This window comes from Cobetia sp. 2AS (assembly GCF_029846355.1).
Lineage (GTDB): Bacteria > Pseudomonadota > Gammaproteobacteria > Pseudomonadales > Halomonadaceae > Cobetia > Cobetia amphilecti.
This window is the reverse complement of record NZ_JARWKQ010000004.1, coordinates 294,257-306,450: the sequence shown is the minus strand read 5'-3', so window position 1 is coordinate 306,450 and position 12,194 is coordinate 294,257. Positions and strand designations below refer to the sequence as shown.

At 64.3% G+C, this 12,194-nt stretch carries 7 protein-coding genes; all 7 read right to left on the bottom strand.

The features are described from left to right. Nucleotides 1-116: 116 nt before the first annotated feature. On the bottom strand, nucleotides 117-2,156 hold the full coding sequence (gene betT / locus QD356_RS13065) for a choline BCCT transporter BetT (RefSeq protein ID WP_192837409.1): 2,040 nt from the start codon (nucleotides 2,154-2,156) through the stop codon (nucleotides 117-119). 975 nt (nucleotides 2,157-3,131) lie between these two features. Beyond that, nucleotides 3,132-4,304 (bottom strand): Spy/CpxP family protein refolding chaperone, encoded by a 1,173-nt coding sequence (locus QD356_RS13060; protein WP_192837410.1) that lies wholly within the window; start codon nucleotides 4,302-4,304, stop codon nucleotides 3,132-3,134. A 314-nt stretch (nucleotides 4,305-4,618) separates the two neighbouring features. Then, nucleotides 4,619-5,014 (bottom strand): hypothetical protein, encoded by a 396-nt coding sequence (locus tag QD356_RS13055; protein WP_192837411.1) that lies wholly within the window; start codon nucleotides 5,012-5,014, stop codon nucleotides 4,619-4,621. Nucleotides 5,015-5,213: 199 nt separating this feature from the next. After that, nucleotides 5,214-5,957 carry a response regulator gene (locus QD356_RS13050; protein WP_175089247.1) on the bottom strand — a complete coding sequence of 248 codons (744 nt, stop codon included), beginning with the start codon at nucleotides 5,955-5,957 and terminating at the stop codon, nucleotides 5,214-5,216. Between the two features lie 33 nt (nucleotides 5,958-5,990). Continuing rightward, entirely contained in the window at nucleotides 5,991-7,409 is a 1,419-nt protein-coding gene (locus QD356_RS13045; protein WP_192837412.1) for an ATP-binding protein, read from the bottom strand. Further along, entirely contained in the window at nucleotides 7,406-10,531 is a 3,126-nt protein-coding gene (locus tag QD356_RS13040; protein WP_225996289.1) for an efflux RND transporter permease subunit, read from the bottom strand. The genes QD356_RS13045 and QD356_RS13040 overlap by 4 nt, the downstream gene beginning before the upstream one ends. Further along, on the bottom strand, nucleotides 10,528-11,910 hold the full coding sequence (locus tag QD356_RS13035) for an efflux RND transporter periplasmic adaptor subunit (protein WP_279878050.1): 1,383 nt from the start codon (nucleotides 11,908-11,910) through the stop codon (nucleotides 10,528-10,530). The genes QD356_RS13040 and QD356_RS13035 overlap by 4 nt, the downstream gene beginning before the upstream one ends. Between the last annotated feature and the right edge of the window lie 284 nt (nucleotides 11,911-12,194).

Here is a 12,194-nt window from a genome sequence, read left to right as displayed (position 1 = left end):
CACAAGGCAAGACGCAAAAAAGCCCCCGCCGGTCTCCCGGCGGGGGCTTTTGCATTGCAGGCTGAACGCCTGCGCTCAGCGACGTCTCAGTCCAGTTCTGATCAGTCCAGCTTTGATCAGTCCAGTTCTGACTTGCCGATCACGCCCGGCATCGCCGGCGCTTCATTGACCGTATCGTGGCGCACGAAGGCCAGATGCTGCTGGTAGGCGGTAACGACTTCGTCGAGCACCTGGGCACGCGACAGGCCGTTGAGCTCCTGACCGCTGCCACCTTCGGAGAGGTGCACTTCCAGACGCAGGTAGAAGTCATCATTGGCGTCGATGAAGCTTGGCGTCTGCTGGCGCACCGCACGCACCTGGTAGACGAAGTTGGAGGCGTCCTCGAACTCGACTTCCAGCGTCACGCGGGGCAGCGGCTCATCTTCCAGCGTCTCTTCGGTGACGCTCGAGACCTGACCGCGACGATTGAGTTCCTCGGCCAGCTGGTTGAGGGCCGGGCGGATGGAGCGCTTGAGGGTCGCCTCGGAACTGCCGCTCTGGGCGAAGTCGAGCACGTGGTCCAGACGCTCATGCCAGTCGACGCCTTCGTAGACGCAGCTGTTGTCCTGACGCACGTTCTCCTTGCGGTCCTCGATCATCAGCGCCTTGTACATGCCGATCATCATGAAGATCAGCACGATGGAGAAGGGCACGGCGGTGATCACCACGGCGCTCTGCAGCGCGCTCAGGCCCCCGACCATCAACAGTGCCAGCGTCAGCAGGCCGATGATGGCGGACCAGAAGATGCGCAGCCAGATCGGCGCATCGTGGTTCACGTCCTTGAGGATGGAGGTGAAGTTGGCCAGTACCAGGGCGCCGGAGTCGGCGGAGGTCACGAAGAACACGATACCCAGAATCGCCACCACGGCGGTGGTGATGGTGGAGTAGGGCAGCTGCTCCAGGAAGGTGTAGATGGTGTTCTGCGGTGCATTCAGGGCTTCGGTGGCCAGTGCCGCGACGTCCTGATTGGCGACCATGTCGATGGCGGAATTACCGAACACGCTCATCCACACCATCATGAAGCTCAGCGGAATCAGCAGCGCGCCGAACACGAACTGACGGATGGTACGACCGCGCGAGATACGCGCCAGGAACAGGCCGACGAACGGGGTCCAGGCGATCCACCAGCCCCAGAAGAACAGCGTCCAGCCGCTCATCCACTCATCGGTACCCGGCGTGTAGGCGTAGGTATCGAAGCTCTTGGCGGTGAACTGGGTGATGTAGTCACCGACGTTGAGCACCAGGGCGTTGAGCAGCTGCGAGGTGTCGCTGACGGCGAGCACGAAGATCAGCAGCGCCGTGGCCAGCAGCATGTTGAACTCGGACAGTAAGCGGATGCCTTTCTCGACACCGGTGATCACGGAAATGGTCGCCAGTACCATCACGCCGATGATCAGCGCGGCCTGGACGGCGAGGTTCTCGGGCACGCCGAGCATGAACTTGAGGCCGTAGTTGAGCTGGATGACGCCGATGCCCAGCGAGGTGGCGATACCGAACACGGTGGAGATGATCGCGAAGATGTCCACGGCGTTGCCGATCGGGCCATTGATGCGGTTGCCGAGCAGCGGGTAGAAGGCCGAGCGGATCGCCAGCGGCAGGCGGTGGCGGTAGCTGAAGTAGGCCAGCGACATGCCGGCGAGCACATAGATGCCCCAGCCGGAGAGGCCCCAGTGGAAGAAGGTTTCCACCATGGCGTTGCGGATTGCCGCCTGGGTCTGCGGATCACCGGTCACCGGCGCCACGTAGTGGGACAGCGGTTCGGCGATGCAGTAGAACAGGATGTCGATGCCGATGCCGGCCGCGAACAGCATCGCCGACCAGGACAGCAGCGAGAATTCCGGGCGTGAATCGTCCGGCCCGAGGCGAATGCGCCCGAAGCGCGAGCAGGCGATCAGCACCCCGAAGACCAGATAGGCGACGATGGCCAGCATGTAGAACCAGCCGAAGGTGTCGATGGTCCAGCCCAGGGCGCTGCCGATCCAGGCGTCGGCCTGTTCGGTGAACAGCATCGCGAAGGCCAGGAAGGCGAGGATACCGATGATCGATCCGTAGAAGACCGTCGGGTTGATACGACTCGAGGACGGCGTGGCGTTCTCGGCGGAAGCAGGTTTCTGCATGAGCAACTCCTTATCAGGGGAAGTTTCACTCGTGCGTGGTGCTTAGCTGCCCGTCAGCCGCAGAATTTGCGGGTGGCGTGCAGGAAAAGACGGACACGAACGGCACGGGCCGTGCTCAGCTCACGCGCGGGGCGGAACTTGCAGCAGCGGCAGTGTCGACTGCCGTGACGACGCGATTGCAGGGGCATCGCTGGGCAGCAAGCAAGAAATGCCGGTGGGCAATTCATGAGAGACGCCGGGCGCGCACCGTGGTGCGGCCCCTTTCCTGCAGGCCAGATTGGCCGCAGAAGAACGATGGCGGGTCGAGCGCTGGGAAACGCCTGGCCTTCATCGCGCTGCTCTCATCACTTCGAACGTCTACTCGGCGTCCCTGGACGTCACCCGCCTTCTCGCGAAGGGCGGGTCACTCCGGTGTCTGCTCGCGAGTCCGTGGCGGTCGCCATCGCTTGCTCCCTTGAAGTTGCCGGGATGGCAGGCGTCAGTCTCGTCGGCATCTGCCGGGTCCGCTTTCCTGTGACGGTTGCAGGCATCCCGTCTTGCTGCCGCCGGTCGAGATCGGCAGCGGAGGGGAGCTCAGCAGTCAGGAAAACGCGACTCACATCATCACGCCGTGTAATGCTCAAAGCCTTGCAGAATTATTTTAATTGATTGTTCAATAAAAATATAACCCCCCTTTGGGGAAAAAGGCAGTGCAACTGTCGCTTTCGCTTATCCTCGTGTCGCGATCAGATCGCCGCGAGGCCCGATGGCAGAGCCTCGCAGGCGCGGCGTCGTGCCTGGAAAAATCGCTGTCGGTAAAAGGACACAACGACGCCGCCCCGACCACAGAATCGTGGCCGGGGCGGCGAAAGTGACGTCAGCAGGGCAGCTGAATGGCTGTTTCCGGGGCGTGATCGTCCGGGGCGCGACCGCCCGGTTCTTACCTCGCCGGAGCGTCGATCAGCCGGCTTTCAGTTGCTCAGGTGATGGCCTGACTCAGGCATCTTCAGACTGGTCGGCGTCATGCATCGGGCCGCGCTTCATGTCGCCGCCCTTCATGCCGCCATGATGCTTGCCAGCGTGATGGCGCATGCCGTTGGCCATGAAGGCTTCCAGCGCATCGAGCTGCTCGGCGGACAGCACATCGGCGAGTTTCTCGCGGCCTTCCTCACGCAGTTCCAGGCGCTGCTCCTTCATTTCCTTGCGCATTTCCTGGCGGGCGGCGACACGCTCCTGCTTGGTGTCGGCGTCCTGCATGGCATCGCGCATGTCGTCGTGCATCTCTTTCATGCTGTCATGCATCTCGTCACGCATTTCCTTGCGGACTTCCTTGAGCGCCTGCATCTGGTCATCGCTCAGGTTCCAGCTGGCCAGCAGCGCCTTCATGCCTTCCTGCTGCTGACGGTCGGCCATCTTCGGACCGCGCTTGTCACGCTGGTGCATCAGGTCCAGCACCTTGATCTGGTCGTCATCCAGCACCTTGGCCAGACGATCGTGCTGGGTCTTGCGCAGTTCCTCGAAGGCCGCCTTGCGCGCTTCACGCGAGTCGAAGTCGGTCTTCTTGAGTGACTCCATGTCGTCACGCATGGACTTGAAGGAGTCCTTGAGCGCGCTGCGCTGGTCGTCATCCAGGTCCCAGCTGTCGAACAGGGCGCCCATCAGCTGCATGCGTTGCTTGCCGTTGTCGGCCATGTGCTTGCCGCCACGCTCGCCGGCCATGTGCTTGCCGCCGCGTTCTCCATCACGCTCGTCGGCATGCTTGCCTTCGCCGTGACGTTTGCCGTCATGCTTGCCCATGTGCTTGCCGTGCATCGGCTTGCCGGCAGCCCAGTAGGCTTCGAGCACCTTGACCTGATTCTCGTCGAGAATCTCTGCCAGGGCGGCCTTGTGTTCTTCACGCTGTGCCTGGATGGCGTCGCGGCGCGCTTCGCGGGAGTCGAACTTCTGCTCCTTGAGCTGCTTGCGGCTTGCCATCTGCTGTTGCTTGAGTGCGTCGAGCTGTTGCTGCTGTTCATCGCTGAGATGCCAGCTGGCGAGAATCTTGTCGAGGCCTTCCTTGCGGTCGGCGCCGTCATGGTGCTTGTCGTTGCTTGAGGCCACGGCGGTCATCGGCAGTGCCAGGGCGGTCAGCAGACCGGAAACGATGAGCTTGCGAGAAATGCGGTTCATGGCGTACTCCGAGTGTCTAGATAAAGGGCCGGAATCAAGCGATAAGAGCATTATCAGCAGTGAATGTGCCGGCATTGTGCAACGTTTCATGGGGTTGCGTGCAACGCGCCTGGGCGGAACATGCAACGGCTTGCTGTGTCTTTTCTGCGTCGTCTTTTCTGCGTCGTCTTTTCTGCGTCGTCTTTTCTATGTCGTCGTTCTGCAGCGTGATCTTGTGGCCTGAATCCTGTAGAGACTGAATCCTGTAGGGACTGAGTCCTTGATCAAGGTGGTGACGCCAGGTTTCAACCCGGGGCGCTCAGACGCGGTTGCCATCAGCCGCCGTGGTGGCGCTTCTTCGCCGCCTTGGCGTTCGCCTGGGCGTTCGCCGGATAGTGGCGGTCGAACTGCTGGTGGAAGCGCTGGGTCTGATGGCGATTCAGGACGCGATCGACATCGGCCAGGTAGGCCTTGCGCGCCTTGGCAAGCGCCTTGGCGTCGTGATGGCTTTTAGCGGCCTGACGTTGCTGGCGATAGTGGCGATATTGCTTGTCGAGGGTGGCACGCTGGCTGACGTTCAGGCTGATGCCATCCAGCAGCACGTTCAGCGAGACATCGGCGGCGCTGGCACTGGTCACGCTCAGCGGTGATGCCATCAGCATGACGCTCAGTACGCCGGCACCGATCAGGCGAGTGCGGGAGAGAGCACGACTGGCAGGACTGTGGGACATGACGAATACCTCACTTGTGGCGTAGACCCGCGCTTGAGCAGCAGTAAATGGCTCTCGCTTAGGCAGTGATGACAGTATCCGTCGCAGTTGGACAGCAAGTTCGCACCGTGGGTGCAACAAAAACGCAACCGCCGTCTGTGGTCACAGACGGCGGTTGTCATGTTTCTGAAAGGTTTCAGGGCCTGCGTGAGGCGAGATATCAGTCCAGCACGTCAGGCTCGAACTTGTAGCCGACCCCATAGATGGAGCGAATCACGTCGCGCTCCGGCCAGACATTGGCGATCTTGCGGCGCAGCTTCTTGACGTGGGAATCCACCGTGCGCTCGGAGACGATGCGGTGGTCGCGGTACATGTGGTCCATCAGCTGATCGCGGGAGAAGATGCGCCCCGGCGACTGCATCATCACCTTGAGCAGCTGGAACTCGACCGCGGTCAGGCCCAGGTCACTGCCATCGGCCAGTGCCTGCCAACCTTCCTCATTGAGCACCAACTGGCCCTTGTCGGAGGTCTGCGAGAGGGTCTGATCAAGCGCCTGGCTGCGACGCAGCACGGCCTTGATGCGCGCCACCACCTCACGCGGGCTGAAGGGTTTGCAGATGTAGTCATCGGCGCCCAGCTCCAGCCCCAGCAGGCGGTCCACTTCCTCGACCCGCGCGGTCAGCATCACGATGGGCAGCAGGTTGTCCTCGGCCCGCAGCTGGCGGCACAGGGTCAGGCCGTCGGTGCCCGGCAGCATGAGGTCCAGCAATACCAGGGCGGGTGTCTCGTCATTGACCGCCGCGATCACGGCGTTGCCGTCGTCGACATGCCGGGTGCGATACCCGCTGCCGTCCAGATAATCGCACAGCAGGCTTGCGATCTTGGGCTCGTCTTCCACCACCAGAATCAGCGGTTTCTGGGTCTCGGCCCGGGCGTCAGGGGTGTCGGCGTGAACGTCGCTCATGGTCAAGAGTCCTTGCAGATGAAAATGTCTGTTTCAAGTAGACAACAGCGGCAGGCGAATGTCCCATCGCAGGCCGCCCAGCGATGACTGGCCCGGTACCAGCTGGCCATCATGCGCACTGACCAGCGCGCTGGCGATCGACAGGCCCAGCCCTGAACCCCCGCTGGAGCGATTGCGCGAGTTCTCGACCCGATACAGGCGCTCGGTGAGGTGGGCAAGCTCGGCCTCTGGCACGCCGGGGCTCGAGTCTTCCCAGCGCACGACCGCCCAGCCGGGGTGGCCAGCGCCATCCCCGGGTGAGGCGGCCTCGCGTAGCAGGCTGACCTTCAACTTGCCGGGCGAGTCGGTGTAGGCGCGGGTGTTGCTGGCCAGGTTGCTCCACAGCTGATGCAGGCGCTGCATGTCGCCCTGCACGCGCAGCGGCAACTGGATGTCGGTCTCCAGCTGGATGCCGCTGTCTTCCAGCCAGCCGCGCAGGTCGTCCAGGCTATCGCTGAGCTGGGCATCCAGCTCCAGCGGCTCGCGCCAGGCCTCCAGGGTGCCGGCATCGCTCTGGGCCAGCAGGCGCAGATCCGACACCAGGCGGTTGAGGGCATCCACCTCCTGCTCCAGCGAGCCGAGGCTATCCTGGCTCATCGGGCGGATACCGTCCTGCATGGCCTCGATCTCGCCCTTGAGCACCGCCAGCGGCGTGCGCAGCTCATGGGAGATATCACTCACCCAGCGCTGGCGCGAATCGCGGTTGGTCTCCAGCGTCTGCGCCAGCGCATTGAAGTCGCCGGCCAGTCGCGACAGCTCATCCCGCCCGCGCACCGGCAGGCGGGTGGCATAGTCGCCACTCGACAGACGGCTGGCGCCACTGGCGAGGTCACGCACCCGATGGCCCAGCCACCAGGCGATACCGGCCGCCGCCAGCAGCGAGGCGAAGGTGGAGGACAGGATGATGGTCGCCAGATTGCGCGATTGACGCTCCAGATACTGGTCCTTGCCGCGACGCAGGAATTCACTCACCGGCAGGTAGCCCAGCTCGCCGATCTTCTCGCCGTCCAGCTTGAGGTCCTTGAACCGCATGCCGGGGATGGGGCGCGGCGGTCCATTGAGGCGCTGGCCGCGGGTATCGCGCAGCATGTAGTCCTGCGGGCGATTGAGGTTGGCGCCCGGCGGTATCTCGAACCTGTCCGGCGGCGCCTGGGAATGCACGATACGCCCCCAGTTGCGCCGGCTCTTCATCCAGTCCCAGTTGCCTTCCGCGGCGTAGGCGCTGACCAGATCGGAGGAGATCAGCTCGATGCGCTCCTGCTGGGTCTGCTCCAGATACTCCGCGAACCCTCTGTCCATGCTGTGGGAGATGAACATGTAGATGCTGCCGCCGATCACGACATTGGTCAGCAGCAGGATCACGAACAGCCGCACGGACAGCCGTGAGCGCCAGGCGGTGACGGCGGGCATCATGATGGCTGTTCCTCCTGACGCGGGGTGCGGGGCGGCAGCCCCAGCAGGCGGCGCAGATTGTGCTGCAGGTCTTCCAGCAACAGGTAGAGCGAGGGCACCAGGATCAGCAGGATCACCGTCGCGAACAGGATGCCGAAGCCGATGGAGACCGCCATCGGGATCATGAAGCGCGCCTGGCGCGAGGTCTCGAAGATCATCGGCGCCAGGCCGAAGAAGGTGGTCAGCGTCGTCAGAAGGATGGGACGCAGACGCCGCGTGGCCGCCATGATGATCGCCTCACGCGCAGTGGCACCGGCCAGACGCTGGCGGTTGGCGTAGTCGATCAGCACCAGGGCGTCGTTGATGACGATGCCCGACAGCGCCAGCATGCCCATCAGACTGATCACCGACAGGCCATAGCCCATCAGCTGATGGCCGATGACCGCGCCGATCAGGCCGAAGGGGATCGCCGTCATCACCAGCAGCGGCTGCAGGTAGCTTCTGAACGGCAACGCCAGCAGCAGATAGAGTGCCGCCAGAGTCAGCAGCAACGACACCTGCAGTGACCCCAGGTTGTCGGCGGTCTCTTCCTGACGCCCGCCATAGCCGATGCTCAGGCTCGGATACTGGCTCTTCAGCTGGGGATAGACATCGCTTTCCAGACTGGTGATCACCTGACTGACCGCGTCGGACGGGGTGACGTTGGCGGTGACCTCGATCACGCGGCGCCCGTCGATGCGCAGGATGCTGGACGCGGCGCGTCCCTGCTCGATATCGGCCACCAGCCCCAGAGGCACGCTGACGCCGTTGCCGGTCTGTACGCCGAAGTTCTCCAGCTGGGCGAGGCTCGCGCGCTGGTCTTCGGGCAGCAGCACCTTGACCTCGACCTCGTTGCGGCCCTGCTGCTGCTTGAGGGCGGTCGCGCCGGACAGCGGCCCACGCAGCTGGTTGGCCAGGGTGGCGCCATCCAGTCCCAGCGAGCGACCGTAGGCATTGAGCTGCAGATAGAGCTCGCGCTTGCCGTCATCCAGGCCGCTGTCGATGTCGGACAGCGAGCTGTAATCCTCAAGCGACGTCGCCAGCGACTCGGCGGCGGCCATCAGCGCACCGCTGTCAGACGAGGAGAGGCGGATGGTGAGGCCCGCGCCGCGCCCCGGCCCGCCGATATCGGATTCGAACAGCAGCGACTCGGTATTGGCGATGGTGCCGGCTTCCTCACGCCAGGCCGTGATCAGCTGCGAGGGCGACCAGTTGTCCTCCACCGTGGTGTCCAGATTGGCGATGATGCTCAGCGAGTTGCCTTCGATCTCGGCGCTTGTGGAGTAGATCGCGGGGGCGTCGTCGCGCTCGCGGACCCGCTCCAGCGCGTCCAGCAGCAGGGTGCGCACTTCGCGGTCCTGACTGATCGGGCTGCCCACCGGCAGGTTGGCGGTGACACCGGCACGATTGGACTCGACACGCGGCATCAGCGAGAAGCCGAGGCGGCCACTGGCCATCCAGGCCATCGCCAGCACCAGCAGTGCCAGGCCGCAGATGGCGGTCAGGCCACGATAGTTCAGGCACCCTTCGAGGAAGGGCTGGAAGCGGCGACGCGTGAAGCGCTCGAGACCGTGCTGGACGCCATGGCGCACGCGGTCCAGCGGTGCCAGCCAGCGGATCGGCTTCTCGCTGGTGTGGCCCAGGTGCGCGGGCAGGATGAAGATCGCCTCGATCCAGCTCAGCGCGAAGATGCTGATCACCACCAGCGGGATGATGCCGAATACCAGCCCGAGGAAGCCGGGCAGGAACAGCAGCGGAATGAAGGCGACGATGTTGGACAGGATCGAGAACGCCAGCGGCACCGCGATCTCGCGCGCGCCGAGAATGGCGGCTTCGCGCATGCTGGCGCCGCGCTCGCGGTGCGAGTGGATGTTCTCGCCGACGATGATGGCGTCATCGACCACGATGCCCAGCGCGATGATGAAGGCGAACATCGAGATCATGTTGATGGACACGCCGACCAGCGGCAGGAACAGCATCGCGCCGAGGAAGGCGGTGGGGATGCCCAGCGTGACCCAGAAGGCGAGACGCGCCTCGAGGAACAGCCCCAGCAGCACCAGCACAAGCACCAGCCCCATCCAGGCATTCTTGAGCAGCAGCTCCAGACGGTCCTGATAGACCAGCGAATCATCGTCCTCGACGCTCAGCGTCAGTCCGCGCGGTAGGCTGGCGGTCAATTGCGGCAGCATCGCCATGGTCGCGGCGGACAGCTCGTTGGGCGTCTGGGAGCCGACCTGGTAGATGTCGAGACCAATCGCCGGTTCGCCGTCGTAGAGCACTTCCTTGTCGCTGTCAGCGAAGCCGTCGGTGACGGTGGCGATATCGCCCAGACGCACGACATTGCCTTCCTGGCTGGAGATCACCGGCAGCTGCGCGAACTCGGCGGCGCCGTCGCGACGCGCCTCATAGCGCACCAGGTATTCGCCCTGCTGGGTATCGAGGCTGCCCCCGGCCAGGTTGAGCGCCTGATTGCCGATCAGGCCGGCGATATCCTGATGCGACAGGCCATAGCGACGCAGCGCGCCTTCTTCCAGCGCGACATGCACCTCGCGGTCACGGATGCCGGTCAGCTCCACCTTGGTGATGTCGTCGCTGTCCAGCAGGCTCAGGCGCAGACGCTCGGCGACATTGCGCAGGGTCTGGTCATCGGTCTGGCCATGCAGCTTGAGCTCCATCACGCTGCGCGAGCGGCCCGCCAGCGAGTAGACGGGCGGGTCGGATTCATCGGGCAGGGTGGTGATGCTGTCGATGGCCTGCTGGATGTCCTGATAGGCGCGCATGGTCTCGACGCCGTCCTGCAGCTCGATGGACAGCGAGCCGAGGCCTTCCTCGGCGGTGGCGGTGATCTCCTCGATGCCCTCCACGTCCTGTACCGCGGACTCCATCGCCTGCAACAGGCTCTCGGAGACCTCATCCGGTGTGGCGCCGGAATAGCTGACGCTGACGTTGATGATCTCGAGCTCGAAGGAGGGGAAGACCTCCTTCTTGATCTGACTGGACATCAGCAGGCCGCCGAGAATCAGACACAGCATCAGCAGGTTGGCGGCGACGCCGTGATCGTGCATCCAGCGGATGGGGCCCTTGAGGCGCGACTGTGCCGTCATGAGTCACTTCCGGTGGTCGTGGCGTTGCTGTTGGCAACCGTGGCGCTCTTGTCGGCAGCTGCGGTGCTCTTGTCGCCAGCCGTCGTCTTGTCGTCAGCCGCCTCGGCATCAGTTGTCTTGGCGGTCGGCGTCGGTGTATCGCCACGCGCGCGCAGGGCCATGCCGGCTTCGACGCTGCTCAGGGAGCTCGTGATGACGCGCTCGCCGTCCACCAGACCGTCGGCGACCAGCAGGGTGTCATTGCCCAGATGGCGCACGCCTACCGAGCGCTTCTCGAGATGCCCATCCTCCGTCAGCACCCAGACCTGCTGGCCGCTGCGCAGCGCACTGATCGGCAGTTCGATCAGCGAGGCGGTGCGCTGGGGTGTCAGGGTCGCCTCGACCACATCGCCGATGCGCAGTGCCGGGGTGCTGGCGCGCGCTTCCTCGGAGACATTGAGCGCCAGCGGGTCTTCCACCGCCACCATCACCTGGGTCAGCAGGCCGTTGTCTTCCAGCGACGGCAGCACGCTCCACACTTCGCCACGGCGATGCTGGCCATCCGGCCAGGCCTTGCTCGAGAGCAGAACCGGCGTGCCCTGGCCATCACGGGCGTGGGTCGAGAGCCATTCCATGTCGGCCTGCGGCAGATTGAGGCGCACCCAGAAGCGGTCGGTGGCCACCAGCGTCAACAGGTCGGTGAAGGCATTGAGGTCGCTGCCTTCGCCGACCAGCCGCTCGCTGATCAGACCGTCGTAGGGGGCGCGAATCTCGGTGCGGGCCAGATTGAGCTTGGCCTGATCGCGGCTGGCGCGGGCGCTTTCCACGGCGGCCTGGGCCGACTTGAGCTGAGGTTCGCGCAGGACCAGCGCTTTCTGGGCCGCCGGCAGATTGCGACCGAAGGTCTTGTATTCCGAGGCGGCGCGGATCTGCTCGCCCTTTTCAGAGGCGAGGCTGGCTTCTGCCGTGGCGAGATCCGCCTCGGCCTGACGCAGTGCCAGCTGATAATCCAGTCGATCGAGACTGGCCAGCAGCTGGTTCTCGCGAACCTCGCGGCCGGCCTCGATGCCTTCGGGGAAGGGGGCCAGCTGACCGCTGACGCGCGTGGAGACCGTGGTCTGACGATCGGCGATCACACGGCCGAAGCCCTCAAGCGTCGGGGCGTTGGCGGCATGGCTGACCGTGACCACCTCGACCGTGGGCGCAGGCACCTCGCTGGGGGCACGCTTCGGCGCCCCGGGGCGATGATTCATCCACCAGGCGGCCAGCGCGATCGCCAGCGCGAGAATGATCAGCGCCAGCAGGCGCATCCAGATCAGGCGCCGCGAGGAGGGTGCGGGGCGGCCGGCAGGGGCGGGCGACGCGGAAGACGACGCTGGCGTCTCAGGGCTATGGTCCATGCGGACTCCGAACGAAAAGTGACTGGCCTGATGCGCAGCCGTCTTCTGGCCAGTCGCTTTGGCGTCGGTCAGAGCGGGCGGTGGATCATGGCCATGAAAGGCAGACGAATGGGTGGATGATCGCATGATGCCATTCAGGCGCAATGCCAAAATGGGAAATAGCGTGCAACAGACGCAATCTGCCATTGCGTGATTGGCGCCCCACAAAAAAAGCTGCCACACGAAGTGGCAGCTTTTCACGAGTGCGCCTGGCCGGCGGCGCCTGCTGACGGGATGAACCCTCC